At 58.5% G+C, this 16,807-nt stretch carries 16 protein-coding genes; 5 read left to right on the top strand and 11 right to left on the bottom strand.

The window, feature by feature from the left end:
- Window positions 1-4: 4 nt before the first annotated feature.
- The 5 genes from WDO70_05150 to rfbB all read right to left on the bottom strand — a co-directional run bounded on the left by WDO70_05150 (window position 5) and on the right by rfbB (window position 4,564).
- The gene (locus WDO70_05150; protein ID MEJ0062587.1) at window positions 5-661 is read right to left on the bottom strand and encodes a CoA transferase subunit B; all 657 of its coding nucleotides are present in this window, start codon (window positions 659-661) and stop codon (window positions 5-7) included.
- 11 nt (window positions 662-672) lie between these two features.
- Window positions 673-1,374, bottom strand: a complete 702-nt coding sequence (locus WDO70_05145) for a CoA transferase subunit A (GenBank protein ID MEJ0062586.1) — start codon at window positions 1,372-1,374, stop codon at window positions 673-675.
- A gap of 52 nt (window positions 1,375-1,426) precedes the next feature.
- The gene (locus tag WDO70_05140) at window positions 1,427-2,401 is read right to left on the bottom strand and encodes a glycosyltransferase family 4 protein (protein MEJ0062585.1); all 975 of its coding nucleotides are present in this window, start codon (window positions 2,399-2,401) and stop codon (window positions 1,427-1,429) included.
- A gap of 149 nt (window positions 2,402-2,550) precedes the next feature.
- Window positions 2,551-3,459, bottom strand: a complete 909-nt coding sequence (gene rfbA, locus WDO70_05135; GenBank protein MEJ0062584.1) for a glucose-1-phosphate thymidylyltransferase RfbA — start codon at window positions 3,457-3,459, stop codon at window positions 2,551-2,553.
- Between the two features lie 52 nt (window positions 3,460-3,511).
- Window positions 3,512-4,564, bottom strand: a complete 1,053-nt coding sequence (rfbB, locus tag WDO70_05130; GenBank protein MEJ0062583.1) for a dTDP-glucose 4,6-dehydratase — start codon at window positions 4,562-4,564, stop codon at window positions 3,512-3,514.
- A 134-nt stretch (window positions 4,565-4,698) separates the two neighbouring features.
- Here rfbB and WDO70_05125 point away from each other — a divergent pair, with 134 nt between their 5' ends.
- Window positions 4,699-5,526, top strand: coding sequence for a ferritin-like domain-containing protein (locus WDO70_05125; protein MEJ0062582.1), 828 nt, complete (start codon window positions 4,699-4,701; stop codon window positions 5,524-5,526).
- Here the strand turns inward: WDO70_05125 and WDO70_05120 are convergent.
- On the bottom strand, window positions 5,523-5,735 hold the full coding sequence (locus tag WDO70_05120; GenBank protein ID MEJ0062581.1) for a hypothetical protein: 213 nt from the start codon (window positions 5,733-5,735) through the stop codon (window positions 5,523-5,525). The genes WDO70_05125 and WDO70_05120 overlap by 4 nt on opposite strands.
- A gap of 328 nt (window positions 5,736-6,063) precedes the next feature.
- Complete coding sequence (locus tag WDO70_05115; GenBank protein ID MEJ0062580.1) at window positions 6,064-7,317, bottom strand: ABC transporter transmembrane domain-containing protein; 1,254 nt, start codon at window positions 7,315-7,317, stop codon at window positions 6,064-6,066.
- A 200-nt stretch (window positions 7,318-7,517) separates the two neighbouring features.
- Here WDO70_05115 and WDO70_05110 point away from each other — a divergent pair, with 200 nt between their 5' ends.
- Window positions 7,518-9,056 carry a glycine--tRNA ligase gene (locus tag WDO70_05110; GenBank protein ID MEJ0062579.1) on the top strand — a complete coding sequence of 513 codons (1,539 nt, stop codon included), beginning with the start codon at window positions 7,518-7,520 and terminating at the stop codon, window positions 9,054-9,056.
- A 96-nt stretch (window positions 9,057-9,152) separates the two neighbouring features.
- Window positions 9,153-10,445: a hypothetical protein gene (locus WDO70_05105; protein MEJ0062578.1), complete on the top strand. Its 1,293-nt coding sequence runs from the start codon at window positions 9,153-9,155 to the stop codon at window positions 10,443-10,445.
- A 22-nt stretch (window positions 10,446-10,467) separates the two neighbouring features.
- Here the strand turns inward: WDO70_05105 and WDO70_05100 are convergent, their stop codons facing one another.
- A complete protein-coding gene (locus tag WDO70_05100) occupies window positions 10,468-11,685 on the bottom strand; it encodes an NADP-dependent isocitrate dehydrogenase (protein MEJ0062577.1) in 1,218 nt (405 codons plus the stop codon).
- Window positions 11,686-11,791: 106 nt separating this feature from the next.
- Here WDO70_05100 and ribF point away from each other — a divergent pair, with 106 nt between their 5' ends.
- Entirely contained in the window at window positions 11,792-12,691 is a 900-nt protein-coding gene (gene ribF / locus WDO70_05095) for a riboflavin biosynthesis protein RibF (GenBank protein MEJ0062576.1), read from the top strand.
- A 65-nt stretch (window positions 12,692-12,756) separates the two neighbouring features.
- Window positions 12,757-13,962 carry a cation:proton antiporter gene (locus tag WDO70_05090; protein MEJ0062575.1) on the top strand — a complete coding sequence of 402 codons (1,206 nt, stop codon included), beginning with the start codon at window positions 12,757-12,759 and terminating at the stop codon, window positions 13,960-13,962.
- Here the strand turns inward: WDO70_05090 and WDO70_05085 are convergent.
- The 3 genes from WDO70_05085 to WDO70_05075 all read right to left on the bottom strand — a co-directional run bounded on the left by WDO70_05085 (window position 13,959) and on the right by WDO70_05075 (window position 16,804).
- Window positions 13,959-14,786 (bottom strand): PHB depolymerase family esterase, encoded by an 828-nt coding sequence (locus WDO70_05085; GenBank protein ID MEJ0062574.1) that lies wholly within the window; start codon window positions 14,784-14,786, stop codon window positions 13,959-13,961. The genes WDO70_05090 and WDO70_05085 overlap by 4 nt on opposite strands.
- A 118-nt stretch (window positions 14,787-14,904) precedes the next feature.
- Window positions 14,905-15,825 (bottom strand): type II secretion system F family protein, encoded by a 921-nt coding sequence (locus tag WDO70_05080; protein MEJ0062573.1) that lies wholly within the window; start codon window positions 15,823-15,825, stop codon window positions 14,905-14,907.
- Window positions 15,826-15,850: 25 nt separating this feature from the next.
- A complete protein-coding gene (locus WDO70_05075) occupies window positions 15,851-16,804 on the bottom strand; it encodes a type II secretion system F family protein (protein ID MEJ0062572.1) in 954 nt (317 codons plus the stop codon).
- Window positions 16,805-16,807: the final 3 nt, after the last annotated feature.

The following is a 16,807-nucleotide window of genomic DNA, read 5'->3' as shown; positions in this document are numbered from 1 at the left end:
AGCTCTACGCCGCCGCTTTTTCCAAATCCTTGGCGACGGTGTAGGCTGCTTCGGTCTTTTGCTTGATTTCTTCAAGCTCGACGCCGGGCGCAAGAGCAATAAGCTCCAGCCCGTTCGCCCGGAACTCGAATTCTCCCAGATCGGTGATGATCTTATCGACGACGCCCGCGCCGGTCAGCGGCAGGCTGCATTGCTTGACCAGCTTGGCCTCGCCGTCCTTGGCGTTATGCTCCATCACGACGACGATGCGCTTGACGCCCGCCACCAGATCCATCGCGCCGCCCATGCCCTTGACCAGCTTGCCGGGAACCATCCAGTTGGCGAGATCGCCGTTTTCCGCGACCTGCATCGCGCCCAGGATGGCGAGATCGATATGCCCGCCGCGGATCATCGCGAAAGACATCGCGCTGTCGAAATAGCTCGTATAGGAAAGCTCCGTGACCGTCTGCTTTCCGGCATTGATGAGATCGGGATCGACTTCGGATTCGAGCGGGAAGGGGCCGACGCCCAGCATGCCGTTCTCGCTATGCAGGACGATATGCATATCTTCGGGGATATAGTTGGCGACCAGCGTCGGAATGCCGATGCCGAGATTGACGTAAAATCCATTCTGCAATTCATGCGCCGCGCGCGCGGCGAGTTGTTCGCGAGTCCAGGGCATTCTATGGCCTCCTAAGCCGGTTTCCTTACCGTCCGCTGCTCGATGCGCTTCTCGAAATGCTCGCCCTTGACGATGCGCTGCACGAAGATGCCGGGCGTATGAACGGCGTCGGGATCGATTTCGCCGGCATCCACCAGTTCTTCGACTTCCGCGACGGTAACGCGTCCGCACATCGCGGCGAGCGGGTTGAAGTTCCGCGTCGTCTTGCGATAGACGAGATTGCCTTCATGATCGCCGACCGTGGCCTTAACGATGGCAAGGTCGCAGACGATGCCGCGCTCCAGCACGTATTTCTCGCCGTCGAATTCGCGCGTTTCCTTGCCTTCGGCGGCGATGGTGCCCACGCCGGTCTTGGTGTAGAAGCCCGCAATCCCGGCTCCGCCCGCACGCATCCGCTCGGCCAGCGTGCCCTGAGGCGTGAATTCCAGTTCGAGTTTTCCCGACAGGTACAATTCGGCGAACAACTTGTTTTCGCCGACATAGGACGAGACCATTTTTCTGATCTGTCCGCCCTCCAGCAATTTGCCGAGGCCGAAGCCGTCCACGCCGCAATTATTGCTGACGACGGTCAATCCTTTGACGCCCGAGGCTTTGATCGCTTCGATGATATGCTCGGGAATACCGCACAGGCCGAAGCCTCCGGCAGCGACGGTCATGTCGTCGCGCAGCAGTCCGGCTAATGCGTCTGCCGCGGTGGCGTGAATTTTACTCATCAATTCTCTCCGCCTGATTACGGAACCATATTCCGTCTCCGGCGGCAAAGCGTCAAGCGGTAACTTGCGCCTGCGTTTTCGGGCCTGCCATCCACCATAACAGCAGCCCGACGGGGAGAGGGGCGAGCAGCGTCATCCAGGGCGAAATCAGCAGCGCGGCGGCGGCGATAGCCCATAAGGCGACGTTGCATAGCGCGATCCTGACGACCACGACATCATGGCGTCCTTCGCGCTGCGCCGCGCGCTGGTAGAAATGGCTGCGATGCGCTTCCCATATTTTCTCGCCTTTCAGGAAGCGGCGGACAATCGTGATGCCGCTGTCGGCGAGGTAGTAGAGGGGCAGCGTCAGCGCGATATACCAAAACCCTGCTTGCGCCAGTGCCAGCAGGCAGAAACCTACCAGATAGCCGATCGGCACGCTGCCCACGTCGCCGAGGAATATTTTCGCGGGATGCCAGTTGAAAAACAGGAAGCCGATAGAGGAACCGAGGAGGATAGAAGGCAAATATATCAATGATCCGGGGGGCAGACGAAAGGCATTTGCCGTGAGGACAATAAAGGTAAGAGGAAGAACGATACTTATTGTTTCCACAGTCGTGATGCCATCAATGCCATCCATGAAATTATAGAGATTGATGAACCATACCCAAGCGATGGCCAATCCTGCATACAAAATCCAATTGGGCACCCAGTCGGGCGCAGGAAAACTTCCCAGCGCCAAGAGACCGAGCGCAGCGGCAGCGAAATGCGCCAAGAGCCGCCACCGTGCCTTGACGCCGCCTCTATCGTCGGCCCAAGAAACGCCTGCTAGCAGAAGCAGTCCTATCAATAATAATATTTCCGGAAAAGGAAGTTCTCCCTCGCTCCCCATATAATGAAGAAGAGATGAAAGGCATAGAAACGCCGCGCATGGAATAGCGAAGCTCCAGCCGCCGCCGCGCGGCACGGGCTGAGTGTGCATGCTGCGCTGGTTGGGATTGTCCATAATGGCGACGCGCACCAATTCTATGCGCAGTCCTTTGATCATGAAATAACCGCAAAGGGCACTGCCTGCAGCCAAAACTAAAGGGTATGGTTCTTTCAATAAGGAGTGCAATGGTATTTGAACAAATAACATTCCTGCGTAAGCGGTCAGACATAGGATCGCGCTCACGAACAAATAAAAATAAAACCGTGTCACTCCCCGCTCTCCTCGACCAGGCGCAGGAGATAGTCGCCATAGGGCGTCTTGCCCATTTCGGCGGCGAGCGCCAGCACTTGCGCGGCGTCGATATAGCCGAGCGTATGCGCGATTTCCTCCGGGCAGCCGATCTTGAGGCCCTGGCGCTGCTCGACGATGCGGACGAATTCGGCTGCGTTGTCGAGCGATTCATGCGTCCCGGTATCCAGCCAGGCGAAGCCGCGCCCGAACTGGAAGACATCGAGCTGCTTTTGCTCCAGATAATGGCGGATGATGTCGGTGACTTCGAGCTCGCCGCGAGCCGACGGCTGCAGCCCCGCCGCGATGTCGCAGACCTGGTTGTCGTAGAAATAAAGCCCGGTGATCGCCCAGTTCGACGATGCGCGTTTCGGCTTCTCGGTGATTTCGACCGGCGCGCCGCTCTTCTTGTCGAATTTAACGACTCCATAACGCTCGGGATCGGATACGCGATAGGCGAAGACGGTCGCGCCCTCTTTCTTGTCGGCGGCGTTTTTGACGATATCGTTCAGGCCCTGGCCGTAGAACAAATTATCGCCGAGGATCATCGCGACATTGTCCTTGCCGATGAATTTCCGCCCCACGATAAAGGCGTCGGCGAGGCCGCGAGGCTCCTTTTGCTCCGCATAAGAGAAATTCAGCCCCCATTGCGATCCGTCACCCAGCAGGTATTGGAAGACCGGCAATTGCCGCGGCGTGGAGATAATCAGGATGTCGCGGATTCCGGCCAGCATCAGCGTCGTGATCGGGTAATAGACCATCGGCTTGTCATAGACCGGCATCAATTGCTTGCTGATCGCGCGCGTGGCCGGATACAGCCGCGTGCCCGCCCCGCCGGCCATGACGATGCCTTTTAATTTTGCCTTGTTGCCGTTGTTGGGGGCCATGGGGATTCTCTCCTGCGCTGCATCATAACGGCGCAGGCAGTCAGTGCAAGAATTAACGTCCCAGCCCCAGCCGCTCTCCGGCATAGCTGTCGCGGATGCCCTGCCACCAGTCGCGGCGGGCAAGATACCAATCCAGCGTGCGTTGAAGGCCGTCTTCCATGGAAGTTTTCGGACGCCAGCCGAGTTCGCGCTCGATTTTCGCGATATTCATGGCATAGCGGAAATCATGGCCGGGGCGGTCGGCGACGAAGTTAATGAGGTTCCGGTGCGGACGATGCGAACTGCCGGGCATCGCGGCATCGAGCATCGCGCATATCGTTTCCACCAGCGCGAGATTGGCTGTCTCCGCTTTGCCGCCGATATGATATTTCTCCCCGATTTTTCCGCGCGTGAGAATAAGCCACAGCGCTTCGGCGTGATCGTCGACATAGAGCCAGTCGCGCACATGCTTGCCATGCCCGTAAACCGGCAGCGGTTCGCCATGCAGCGCCTTGAGGATCATGTTGGGGATCAGCTTTTCCGGGAATTGATAAGGCCCGTAATTATTCGAGCAATTGCCGATCATGACCGGCAGCCCATAAGTGTGATGCCATGCGCGCGCCAGATGCTCGGCGCTCGCCTTGCTGGCGGCATAGGGCGAATTCGGCGCGAAGACCGAGGTTTCGGCGAAGGCTGAATCTTCCGCGCCCAGCGCGCCATAGACTTCATCCGTCGAGACATGCAGAAAGCGGAATTGCGCTTTCTCCGCCGGGGAAAGGGCGCGGCAGTAATCCAACGCCGCTTCCAGCAGGCTATGGGTGCCGACGATATTCGTGGCGACGAAAGGCGCGGTATGGTCGATGGAGCGGTCGACATGGGTTTCCGCCGCCAGATGGATGACGGCCTGGGGGGCGATCCGGCGAATCAGGTCGCGCATCGCCGCCGGTTCGGCGATATCCGCCCGGTGCAGCGTAAAGCCGGGCTGGGCTTCCAGTTCGGCGACCGTGACCGGATTTGCGGCATAAGTGAGTTTATCGATGCCGTGCACCTGGGCGCCCGCGGCCAGGGCATGGCGGCTGAAAGCCTGGCCGATAAATCCGGCGGCGCCCGTAACGGCTATGCGCATTGCGGTTCCATCTGAAATCTTAAACTCATGAATAAAACATAAGCTATTGTACCGCAATGATTTATATTGGGGATTGACACGGAGCGCGAGCGGTTATTATCTCTTGAGGGAGCATAAAGTATGGTGTCTGAGTCATGAGCTATCAACATTGGAAAGTCGATGACTTGCCTTGGGCGGCGTTCGATCCCGCCAAAGTCGATTCCGATCACGTCAAGCTGGCCAAGGCGGCCGCTCTGGTCGAGTACAACGGCCACGACTACGCGGCCTATCTGGGGAATGTCTTCGCTGACGATCCGGAATTGAAGGCGGCCACCCATGCCTGGGCGCTGGAGGAAGTGCAGCATGGCGAGGCGCTGGGGCGCTGGGCGCAGGCCGCCGATCCTTCATTCGATTTCGAGGGCGCTTTCAAGAGGTTCCGCGAAGGTTATCAGCTTCCGCTTGAAGCCAAGGAATCGGTGCGCGGCTCCCGCTCGGGCGAATTGCTGGCGCGCTGCATCGTCGAAACCGCTACCAGTTCCTATTACGCCGCGCTCGGCGAGGCGGCGCAGGAGCCTGTATTCAAGGCCATCTGCCAGCGTATCGCCACCGATGAGCTTCGGCACTACAAGCTGTTTTATACCCATTTGCGCCAATATCTCGACAAGGAAGCCCTGAACCGTTTCGAGCGCATCAAGCTCGCTCTCGGCCGGGTGCAGGAATCCGAGGACGATGAGCTGGCCTATGCCTATTACGCCGCCAACGGCTCGCCGGACGAGCCTTACGACCGCGAGAAATACGGCCAAGCCTATCTCGGCCATGCCTATAAATTCTACCGTCCGCACCATGTCGAGCGCGGCGTCGGCATGATCTTCAAGGCCTGCGGCCTCAAGCCCCATACCCCGCTGCAGGGCGTGGTCAATCACGTCACCTGGTGGCTGATCAAGAAGAAAGTCCGGCAGACGGAAGTGGCGAACGCGGCTTAAGCCGTGAGCGCGATGCCTTTTTCGGGCATCTTGCGCACGCCGGACTCGGAAGGGCGCAGAGGGGCATAGGGATGCACCGATAGTTTTTCTTGGGTCATTCTTCCCGTGATGTTGTGCAGAGGAATGAGTTCCTCGCGGTGCGCGATGCTTATGACGATGCTGCGGGGAAGCTCGCGGAACAGAAGCTCATGCAGCTTGATTCCCATCATCCGAGGGCAAGGCCGATGTGGCTTCATCGAGGCCGATCACCGAAGGCTTGTGCAAGAGGAAGGCGGGCGAAGTTCAGCCGCTGTTTCTCGCCGCCGGAAAATCCGAGGGCATTCCCCATGATGTGGGCTCTGGCCCAGATATTCGGCCTTATGCCCGAGGCCGACTTTCTCGAGCGCATTCCGCATGGACGGTTCCGAAAAAACCGCGCCGCTGTTTGGATAGGAAAGTACCTGAGCCAAAGGCATGTCGGGGATATAAGGGTCTTGAGGAACGAAAATGATATCGCCCACCTTGTCGGAAGCGCCGGAATAGGCGATCTGGCCGTTTTCATAAGGCGATATTCCCCTCAATGTGCGGAATAAAGTGCTTTTCCCCGGCGCCGGATTCGCCCAGCACGACAAGGCGGTTTCCCGGCTTGAGATCGAAAGAAATATCCCGGCAAAGAAGGCCGCTCCCGCCGGGTTTTTTTAAGGCCAGATTCTTCACGGAAAGCCCGAGAGGGCCTTCCGGATCGTAAGATGGAGTCTGGCCTGCGGGGCCGCTGCTGGGATCGCAGCCTTGGAGAAACGCCGTCAGCCGTTTCGCGCAGGCTTTCCATTGCACGATGGTGTTCTGATTTTGGCTGTACCAGTCGAGGGAGTTGCGCACGTTGAAAGTCGCCGAAGTGCTGAGCATGGCGTCGCCGACATTCATCGTGCTTTCGGGCTTGAAATAGGCCGGCGCGATCAGCAGATGCGGCGCTACGCTGGCGACATGGTTATACGCGGACCTGATGGCTGTAAGGGCGGCTTGCGTGCCGATAATTTTCTTGCTGACGGCGTTCGCATCCTCCAGTCGCGCAAGGATGCTTTGCTGCGTTGCCGCTTCGCCGCCCCACAGCGCGATGCTTTCGGTATGCGTATTCGCGTCGCCGACCGCGTTGCGATAGGCGTTCTGCGTTTCCGCCTCCTGATGATTCAAGGCTGTCAGCTTTTTCCCGGCACGGTGCAGCGCCCAGGTGCCGATGGCGCCCACGGCCAGCGTGCCCGCATATACGGCCGGAGACAGGTTGAACAGCACGAGCGAAAACGCTCCGAAATTCGCTGCATTCTGCGCGAGCCCGAAAGTCAGCGGCTCCGACGCCTGAACCAGATTGGAGATGTCGTTCGTAATCCGCTGTTCGGGCTGCAACTCCGCTTTCGCGGCGCTCGATCCCGCGCGGTTGCCGGGCGAAAGCCATTCCCTGATCGCCCGTTCTTTTGCCCAGTTTCCCCAAGACAGCCTCAGTCTGTTCGCGATATGGGATTGCGCGACATTGACGGCAATCATGCCGACGGAAAATATGCCGAAACGCACCATATTTCTTGAGAACGAGGAGAAATCCTTCGTCGCGAAACTGTTGATGATATCCCTTCCCAGATAATTGAAGGCGACGCCGCCGCCGAGCGTGGCGGCGTTCAGGGCCACAAGTCCGGCGATGGCGCGGCGCGGCGATTTTTGGGCGAAATAGGGGGCTACGAGCTTGTTATAGACCAGCTCCGCTCCGGCGCGGCGGAACAGATATTTAATGGGCTTGGCAACAACGGCGTTGGCAATATCCATAATCACAACTTCTCGACATCATTATCCATCGAATATTCTAACAGACAAAGGATGAAAGTATTACCGCAAAATAGGCCAAAAACGCAGGCAGCGGGGCAATTTGCCGGTCCGGACGGAAGTTCGGAAGGCGAATTCCCGCTTTCGCCGGAATGCTGAATAGGTTATGGATATTGCCCCGCAACTTCTGAACGAACATTCCCATGTCCACTCCCGAAACTTCGGTCATGAGCCGCCTGGTATCGCTGTGCAAGCGGCGCGGCTTCGTCTTTCAGGCTTCCGAGATTTACGGCGGCATCAACGGTTTCTGGGATTTCGGGCCGCTCGGCGTTCAGCTCAAGAACAATCTGCGTGACGCGTGGTGGCGGGCGATGGTGGAATGCCCGCCCATCGGGCCGGACGGCAAGCCTTTGTCGATCGTCGGCCTCGATAGCGCGATCATTCAGCATCCCAAAACATGGGTCGCCAGCGGCCATGTCGGCGGCTTCGCGGATTTGATGGTGGATTGCCGCGAGACGAAGCAGCGGTATCGGGCGGATCATGTTATCTGCCTGGAAATCTTTTACGAAAAAGCAGACCAGAAAAAAACCACTGGTTTTCTTAGCGCCTTGGATGGCGACGAAGCCGAAGCGGCTCTGACCAAGAAAGCGAAAAAGCTGATCCAGAAATCGGGTGGCGGCGATTTGGTTCCATTCGACATGAAAGCGGCTGTGCCGTTTACCTCTCTGTCGTCGGAACAGCGCGCTTCGCTCATCGGCCCAGACGCCGAAACTCCCGGCACGCTAACCGAGCCTCGCGCCTTTAACATGATGTTTGAATCCCATGCGGGCGTGTTCCAAAACGAAGACAGCAAGGTTTATCTTCGCCCCGAGACCGCGCAGGGAATATTCCTGGATTATAAGGCGATCCTGGATTCCTCGCGCGTGCGCGTGCCGTTCGGCGTGGCGCAGATCGGCAAGGCTTTCCGTAACGAAATCACGCCGCGCAATTTCTTTTTCCGCTCGCGCGAGTTCGAGCAAATGGAAATGGAATTCTTCTGCCCACCGGAAGACGGCATGATGTGGTATGAATTCTGGGTCGCCGAGCGCATGCGCTGGTGGCAGGAGCAGGGAGTCGGCAAGGATAACCTCTACCGCCATATCATTCCCGAGAACGAGCTGGCGTTTTATTCCAAGGGCACGTCGGATATCGAATACCGCTATCCCTTCACCGCGCCGGGCTTCGGCGAGCTTGAGGGCGTCGCCTATCGCACCGATTACGACCTGAAGCAGCACCAGGAACACAGCAAGACCAATCTCGAATATTTCGACCAGGAAGCCAACCGGCGCTATATGCCGCATGTCGTGGAGCCCGCCGCGGGGCTGACGCGCGGCGTTTTGGCGCTGCTGTGCGAGGCTTATCAATATGACGAGAGCCGCGCCTCGCCGGAATGGCTGAAGCTCAAGCCGTCGCTGGCGCCGCTCAAGGTCGGTGTTTTCCCGCTGGTCAACAAGGACGGCATGCCGGAAGTGGCGGAGAAGATTTATATGGAATTGCGGCGAAAATTCACCGCGCAGTTTGATGCCAAGCAGACCATCGGCAAACGCTACGCCCGCATGGACGAGGCGGGAACGCCGTTCTGCCTCACCGTAGACGGCGATACGCTGACCGGAGGCGCGGTCACGGTGCGCGATCGCGACACCGCGCAGCAGGAGCGGGTGGATATGACGCGGCTGGCGGAGTATATCGGCGGGAAGCTGTAAGGGCTACTCCGCCCCCGGTTTTTCGAGGAATTTTAACCAAGATTACGCCCATAGATTCCAGAATTGCTTTCATGATTCCTCATGATAGGGTGGGGCATGAAGGAATTTAGATTAACCAAAAAGCATATTCAAAACGGACTAACGGCGGCGGATTTTTCCGCCTATGCCGGTTATCCCGTGTCCGTATTTTCTCATGCCGATTTTCCGCATTGGGATAAGCTGAAACAGGTGGGCGGCGAACCTCTCTCCGAGCAGGAGGTTGAAGAGCGCGCCGCCGCCATGCTGGCGGCCATGCAGCGCTCCAACGCAACCGCCGAGGCTGTCACTCTTGAGAATGTGTATGAGTGTAATATTGGCTCGACGAGCAGCCCGACAGTCGTGTATTTTAATGTGGAGACCAAGGATAAGACGTTTGATCCGGCGATTGCATCATTATATGCACACTGCGCGAAAGAAATCGCGGGGGCGGACTACGCTTCTACTGCCTGGCATTTCGCCGCTCTGGCTTCGGGGCGTGTCGAGAATACCTATCGCGCCGTTCCCGGCGGGAAGCGGCTGGTGACTTATCCTTTCGCGATCGACGAAACCGTTCACCTTCATAGACTGGGGCTAAAGGAAAACGGATTCTTATTTTTTACGCCACGCGATGAGCCGGTATTGGAACAATGGGCCAGGTCGACCGCGCTGACCACTGACCGAATCAAGAATTATCCAAAGGGAAGCGATGCTTATACGCATGCCGAAACGCATGAATTGCGCCATATGCGCCAAGTGCATATAGGGACCTGCACACCGTCTATTCCGGGTTATTATAAAGAACTCGATTCGGATTTTTATGCCGACCACAAGCATGCTGAAGCAGGACTACCGCATGAAACGCGCATTGCCCGCCGTCATGCGCGGCACTTGAGTGTTATTACCTCTTCTTCCGATTACTGGATCGCGCCCGCCCTCGACGCGCTTGACGCCGGAAATATGCCGCCGGATTTTCCCTCCATCGCGTGCGCCGCGAAGGAAATACGATATCGCCTGATTTCGGAAGCGCAGGATGGCAGGCATTCGGCGGTTTCGTCGGACGAACTGCAAGGCAGGATGCGATCGGGCAATCCGTTCGATGCCATGAGATTCGGTATGGAGGATCAGAGTTTTTGCGCGTGGGAAGATCGCATCAAGCGGCCGGAGATCGTTTATTCGCTGCTTGGGGAGTTGCTCGAGGATAATACTTTTACCGAACCTCTGGCCCGGAAGATGGCCAACAAAATCGTCAAGGCCGCCGAATATTTCAATCCCGACCTGACGCATGAATCCAATCCGCATGCGAAAGCCAATCCGCCGCCGCCGATGCCGATCATGGCATCGATGGGGGGAATGATTTTTATGATAGGGTAGCCGGACTTGGCCGCTTGCTGCTTTACGCCAGCGCCGCCTTAAGCCCCCGGCTGATTTCTTCCAAAAACGCTTTTGTGTTCAGATAGGGCTGATTGCCGCCGACCAGGATGGCGAGGTCTTTGGTCATCGCGCCGCCTTCGACGGTCTGGACGCAGACCTTCTCCAGCGTCTCGGCGAATTTCACCACATCGGGGGTATTGTCCATCCGTCCGCGATAGACGAGCGCCTGAGTCCAGGCGAAGATCGAGGCGATGGGATTGGTCGAGGTTTCCTTGCCCGCCTGATGCTCGCGGTAATGGCGGGTGACGGTGCCGTGCGCGGCTTCGGTCTCGACATATTTGCCGTCGGGCGAGAGCAGCACGGACGTCATCAGGCCGAGCGAGCCGAAGCCCTGCGCCACGGAATCCGATTGCACGTCGCCGTCGTAATTCTTGCAGGCCCATAGATATCCGCCGTCGCCGCGCAATGATTGTGCCACCATGTCGTCGATCAGGCGATGCTCGTAGTAAATGCCCGCCGCCTCGAATTTCGCCTTGTATTCGGCTGCGTAGATTTCGGCGAAGATATCCTTGAACCGCCCGTCATAGGCTTTCAGGATCGTGTTCTTGGTGGACAGAAAGGCCGGATATTTCTGCTGCAAGGCGTAAGTGAAACAGGCATGCGCGAAGCCGCGGATCGACTCGTCCTCGTTATACATGGCCATCGCCACGCCGCCGCCGGATTTGAATTGATGCACCTCGTGGCTGATCGGCGCGCCGCCGTCATCGGGCGTGAAGGTGATCTGCAATTTGCCTTTGCCGGAAACCTTGAAATCCGTCGCCTTGTATTGGTCGCCGAAGGCGTGGCGGGCGATGATGATGGGATGCTTCCAGCCCGGCACATAGCGCGGCACGTTTTTCATCAGGATCGGGGCGCGGAACACCGTGCCGTTGAGAATATTGCGGATCGTGCCGTTGGGCGATTTCCACATTTTCTTGAGGGTGAATTCCTTGACCCGCGCTTCGTCCGGGGTGATGGTCGCGCATTTGACGCCGACGCCGTATTGCTTGATCGCTTCCGCCGCATCGACGGTAATCTTGTCCTCGGTCTCGTCGCGCTTCTGGATGCTCAAATCGTAATATTTCAGGTCGATTTCCAGATAAGGCAGGATCAGCCAGTCCTTGATCATCTGCCAGATGATCCGGGTCATTTCGTCGCCGTCCATCTCCACGAGCGGGGTTTTGACCTTGATTTTCTGCATGGCGGACTCCGATGATCAGAGGATGGTAATCAGGTATCAGATAGGCGCTGGCGGGTTAAAAAGACATGCTTTTCCTGACCACTGATAACTGATAACTGATTACCGTATGATTAACCCCGCTATTTATGTCCTGGGCAATTTCGACGGCGTGCATCTCGGCCATAAGGCCTTGATCGCGCATGCGCGCGCGCTGGGGGCGGGAAAGGATATGGCCGTCGCCGTGCTGACTTTCGAGCCGCATCCGCGCCAGTTCTTCGCCCCCGGCCTGCCGCCCTTCCGCTTGACCACCCCGGCGCAGAAGGCCGAATTTCTGGACGAGGCGGGGGCGGATGTCATCCAGGTGATGAATTTCGACGGCGCGCTGGCGGCCATTCCCGCCCAGGATTTCGCCGAAAAGATTCTGGTCGAATGCGGCGCGAAGGTTGTCGTCGCGGGCGAGGATTTCCGCTTCGGCCATGACAGGCACGGCGATATGGAGCGCATGGCCGGATGGCTGAAGCCGCATGGCGTGGATGTCGTCGCGCTGCCGCCAGTTCGCGACGCGCAGGGGCAGCGCTACGCCGCCTCGACCGCACGCGCCCTGCTGCAAAGCGGGCAGGTGCGGGCCGCGAACGCGATCCTGGGCCGCGAATGGGCGATCCGCGGCATCGTGGGGCGCGGCGACCGGCGCGGCCAGGCGCTGGGATTCCCGACCGCGAATATCATGCTCGGCGAATATCTGCGCCCGCAATACGGCGTCTATGCCATCCGCGCCCGGCAGCATCGGCGAGGGGAGAGCGGAGAATGGATCGGGGGCGTCGCCAACATAGGCCGCCGTCCGACCGTGGGCGGCGAGCGCGAATGGCTGGAGGCGCATCTGTTCGATTTCGCGGCGGACATCTATGACCAGGAATGGGATATCGCGCTCGTGGATTTCATCAGGCCCGAGCGCAAATTCTCCGGCCTCGACGAGCTTCGCGCCGCCATCGCCGAAGATGTGGCGGTGGCGAAGGCTTTACGGCAATAGCCTGGATCGGCTTTTTCTGTTATGGATTCAATCTTTCCGCTTCACCCCATGATTCCCGTTGCCGCATGCATGATTCTTTTCCCCTGATTACGACCCTCGTCGCCAGCACGCTCGGAGCTTTCATTTTCGGGATGATCGCCAAGCGCCTGAAGCTGCCCAGTATCCTTGGCTATCTGGTCGCGGGCGTGCTGATCGGGCCGCATACCCCTGGTTTCATCGGCAGCGTGGAAATCGCCTCGCAGTTTTCCGATGTAGGCGTAATTCTGCTGATGTTCGGCGTCGGGCTGCATTTTTCGTTAAAAGACCTGATGAGCGTTCGCAAGATCGCTATTCCCGGCGCGCTTATCCAGGTTACGGCGGGCACGGCGCTTGGTTTCGGCTGCGGCACGATGGTCGGGTTTACGCTGGCGGAAAGCCTGTGTTTCGGTTTCACGCTGTCGATCGCCAGCACCATCGTGGCGCTGCGCGGACTCGATCATCGCGGCCTGCTGAAAAGCGAGGCGGGAATACTTGCCGTCGGATGGCTGATCGTGGAGGACATTGTCGCCGTCGTCATCATCGTGTTGCTGCCGGTTCTGGCGCCGCTGATGATGAGCCACGGCGAGCCGGTGGACCTTCCGGCCGTGGGATACCACTTGCTGCTGTCGGTAGTGAAGATCAGCGTTTTTGCGACCTTGATGATCGTCGTGGGAAGACGGCTCTTGCCGCCGCTTTTGGTCATGATCGTCAAAACCAAATCGCGCGAGATGTCTTCGCTGGGCATCGTCGCGATCGCCCTGGGCTTCGCTTATGTCGCCTATGCGCTGTTTGACGCGTCTTTCGCGCTCGGCGCGTTCCTGGCGGGGTTCGTGCTGAACGAAAGCGCCATCGGGCATAAGGTCGCCGATCAAGCCTTGCCGCTGCGCGACACTTTCGCCGTGCTGTTCTTCGTATCGGTGGGCATGCTGTTCGATCCTTCGATCCTTATCCGCGACCCGATCCTGGTTCTGCTGGCGCTCGGAGTCATCGCTCTCGGCACCTTGGCCGTCACCTTCGGCCTTATGCGCATGTTCGGCGTTTCGCTGCAGGTGGGGCTGCTGGTGGCGGTCAGTCTCGCGCAAATCGGCGAATTTTCCTTCATTTTTACGGGGCTGGCGCGGCAGCTAGGCCTGCTGTCCCCGCATATTTATGACGTCATTCTTGCCAGCGCCTTGCTATCGATCGCCATCAATCCGTTCCTGTTTCGCCTTATAGAAGCAGGGAAGGGGGCTAAAAGCAGGGTAGCGCGTTAGCGCGCCGCCGCGCTTTTGCCTTGGAAAAACTGCGCCGCCGTCTCCGCAAGCGTTTTGCCCGTCTGTTTTTCCATATTCTCGCTGATAATCGCCAGCGCGTGCGGCGTATTGGGCAGCAAAATGGTTTGAACGGATGCGCCAGCGGCTTTCATGAAATCATCGGACTGCTGCACGGAGCGCATCATAAGGTCTCCGGTAAATTTCCCTATGCCTTTGCCGCCGGCAACGGGAACATTCACGTCGTCAAGTCCGTGAACATGCAGCATGGGCAATCGCGGCGCCTTGCATATATCTTCAATCTGCACCGAGCCGGACACGACAACCGCCGCCGCGATCTGGTCGCTGTAAGTGCAAGCGAAGCGATAAATCATCATCGCGCCGTTGGAATGCCCCATCAGATAAACGCGGCGAGCGTCGGCGAGGCCCTGACGGCTCATCATGCCGATGAAACCGGAGATATAGCCGTTATCGTTCGCGTTGCTTTGAGCCGCTGGGCCGCAGCAGTTCCCCGCGTTCCAGGATCGCATTTTATGCGTGAAAAACCGTTTGCCGTCCGTGCCGTTGAGAAAAGCGATCCGAAAGCCATAATGGTCGGCCACGGAATCCCAATCCAGTTGCCGATGCATCCAGTTGGCGTTGCCGCCGCCGCCATGCAGCACCACAAGCAGCGGCGCGGCGCCTTTCACGCTGGCTGGCGTATAGAGCGCATATTCGCGCCCGGCATAGTCTGCCGTCGCCGTACGGCGTGCCTGAGCAGGGCCTGGGATGCAGCACAGAGCGACAATCAAGCCGGTCAGCAAGCAAGACAGCCGATTTTTGCGCATGGCTTTTTCCTCCGAACGGCTGGATTCATTCGCGGGTGTTTACAGCCGTTGCCCGCGAGGATGCCAGATGATTATGCTATAATGTCTGTAATGGGCGCATAAAGGTCAATCTTCGGCGCTACTGCAGGAAATGATCCATAAGTTTCAAGGCCGCCGGACCGCCGACGATGAGAAAGATGGTCGGCATAATGAACAACATCATCGGAATCGTCATCAGCACCGGCAGCCGGTTGGCCCGTTCCTCAAGCTGAAATAATGAATTGTTCCGCATTTCCGCGGCAACCACGCGCATAGCCTGCGCCAGCGGCGTTCCATAACGCAGCGTCTGGGACAAGGTGGCGACGACCGAGCGGACGCTAGGCGTGTCGATGCGGTCCGCGAGATTGGCAAGCGCTACGTCGCGGTTCGAGAGGATCTTGAGGTCCGCCGACGTCAAGATCAGCTCTTCCACGAGTTCCGGCTGGGAATGCTTGAGTTCGATCACAATTCTGTCGATCCCGTCTTCGAGCGCTAGCCCGGCCTCGACGCATACGACAAGAAGTTCAAGCGCGTCAGGAAATCCTGCCGCTGACGTCAGCGCGCGCCTTCTCGCCGAAAGACGAATGAGGACGATCGGCGCGATCCATCCTATGATCGCCATGGCAATCACGAGCACAAGCGTCAGAAAAGAATGTTTTTCGACAAAGGAAAACTGCGCGCCGGTGAAAAACCCCAGCGCCCCAAGGCCGGCGGCGATGACAAGCCTCGATCCATTGAAAAATCCCCGCGCATATCGGCGCGGAACGCCCCACCGGGACAATTGCCGCACGATCTCGCGGCGTTCCCGTTCGGGCAGGCCATGAAAAGGGCGCCTGACCAATTCCGTCTCTTCGGCTCGTGCTTTTCTGGCGATAGTGCCAGTTCTGTCGATGGGCAGCGGATGAATGAGACTGACGCGCCTGCCCAACGCCTCTCGCCTCATGCGAACGCCATGAATAATAAGCGCCAGTCCTCCCATGATGAGAGAAAGCGCCGCTAGAAGAGGGGCGAACAGGCTCATGGCGAAACGTATCCCTCCTTCGCGATCAGCTTCTTGTGATGCCGCGCATCATTTGCCGCATGGAGACAAAGGCAGTCAGGAGGCAGAGCGCGGCGACGCCGACGATCATATTGCCCCGCGGGTCTTTAATCAGTGGCGCAAGGTAGACGGGATTCACGATGAGCAATACGCCGACGACGAAAAACGGCATGGCGCCCAGCACATAGGCGGATAACCGGACTTCGGCGGTCGCGGCTTGCATCTTGAGCCGTACCGCCCGCCGCTTTCGCATGATGTCGGTAAGGATTTCGAGAGTGGTGGCGAGATTGCCGCCTGTCGCGCTTTGCAGCGAGACGGCCACGGCAAAGAAGCGAAAATCGGGAAGCCCTATCCGGCCTCCGACGACTTCGAGAGCTTCCTCGAGCGAAACGCCAATCTCCATCTGTTCGTTGAGCATGCCAAAGACCATATCCACGGGAGGCATGGCTTCGCGGCTGACCGACCGGATCGCCGCGGTGATCGGCAGCCCGGCGCGGAGTATGCGAACGATCATGTCGATGGAATCGGGAAAAATATTCGTGAACTTTTTTTCCATTTGGTTCTGTTCATGCTGAAGGCAGGCACGCGGCGCGAGGATGAATATGCCGGCGGCCAGAGGCGCGACGACCGCATAGGGAAATCCGAACACCGCATGAGTCAGCAGCCACATTGCCGCCGATGCGAGGAGCGCGATCAGAAACAGCGCGCCGTTATTGGTACGCATGCCCCACTGGCGCGGAATTCTCATGACGAAGACGCGGCGCAGCCCCAAGCCGATTCTGCCGACCCAGGTCAGAGGCAGCGCAAGAACGGTTTCGGCAGGGTTCTCTCGCGGCGCTTTGCGCACGAGGTTGACGCGATGCTCCACGACGCGCCGCGCCTTGCGGCTTGCCATAAATGCGCCGAACAGGGCGATACAGCCAAGGATAAGACAGGCAGCGGTGAGGATCGCTATGACCATAAG

It is taken from the genome of Alphaproteobacteria bacterium, assembly GCA_037200005.1.
In the GTDB taxonomy this organism is placed as follows: domain Bacteria; phylum Pseudomonadota; class Alphaproteobacteria; order UBA9219; family RFNS01; genus JBBCGY01.
This window is presented reverse-complemented; position numbering and strand designations above follow the sequence as displayed.

Coding starts and splice junctions, on each gene's coding strand:
- WDO70_05125 (MEJ0062582.1), top strand. CDS start 4,699: ATGAGCTATCAACATTGGAAAGTCGATGACTTGCCTTGGGCGGCGTTC.
- WDO70_05150 (MEJ0062587.1), bottom strand. CDS start 661: ATGCCCTGGACTCGCGAACAACTCGCCGCGCGCGCGGCGCATGAATTG.
- WDO70_05080 (MEJ0062573.1), bottom strand. CDS start 15,825: ATGAGCCTGTTCGCCCCTCTTCTAGCGGCGCTTTCTCTCATCATGGGA.
- WDO70_05140 (MEJ0062585.1), bottom strand. CDS start 2,401: ATGATCAAAGGACTGCGCATAGAATTGGTGCGCGTCGCCATTATGGAC.
- WDO70_05105 (MEJ0062578.1), top strand. CDS start 9,153: ATGAAGGAATTTAGATTAACCAAAAAGCATATTCAAAACGGACTAACG.
- WDO70_05090 (MEJ0062575.1), top strand. CDS start 12,757: ATGCATGATTCTTTTCCCCTGATTACGACCCTCGTCGCCAGCACGCTC.
- WDO70_05085 (MEJ0062574.1), bottom strand. CDS start 14,786: ATGCGCAAAAATCGGCTGTCTTGCTTGCTGACCGGCTTGATTGTCGCT.
- WDO70_05115 (MEJ0062580.1), bottom strand. CDS start 7,317: ATGGATATTGCCAACGCCGTTGTTGCCAAGCCCATTAAATATCTGTTC.
- rfbB (MEJ0062583.1), bottom strand. CDS start 4,564: ATGCGCATAGCCGTTACGGGCGCCGCCGGATTTATCGGCCAGGCTTTC.
- WDO70_05075 (MEJ0062572.1), bottom strand. CDS start 16,804: ATGGTCATAGCGATCCTCACCGCTGCCTGTCTTATCCTTGGCTGTATC.
- WDO70_05145 (MEJ0062586.1), bottom strand. CDS start 1,374: ATGAGTAAAATTCACGCCACCGCGGCAGACGCATTAGCCGGACTGCTG.
- WDO70_05100 (MEJ0062577.1), bottom strand. CDS start 11,685: ATGCAGAAAATCAAGGTCAAAACCCCGCTCGTGGAGATGGACGGCGAC.
- ribF (MEJ0062576.1), top strand. CDS start 11,792: ATGATTAACCCCGCTATTTATGTCCTGGGCAATTTCGACGGCGTGCAT.
- WDO70_05120 (MEJ0062581.1), bottom strand. CDS start 5,735: ATGATGGGAATCAAGCTGCATGAGCTTCTGTTCCGCGAGCTTCCCCGC.
- WDO70_05110 (MEJ0062579.1), top strand. CDS start 7,518: ATGTCCACTCCCGAAACTTCGGTCATGAGCCGCCTGGTATCGCTGTGC.
- rfbA (MEJ0062584.1), bottom strand. CDS start 3,459: ATGGCCCCCAACAACGGCAACAAGGCAAAATTAAAAGGCATCGTCATG.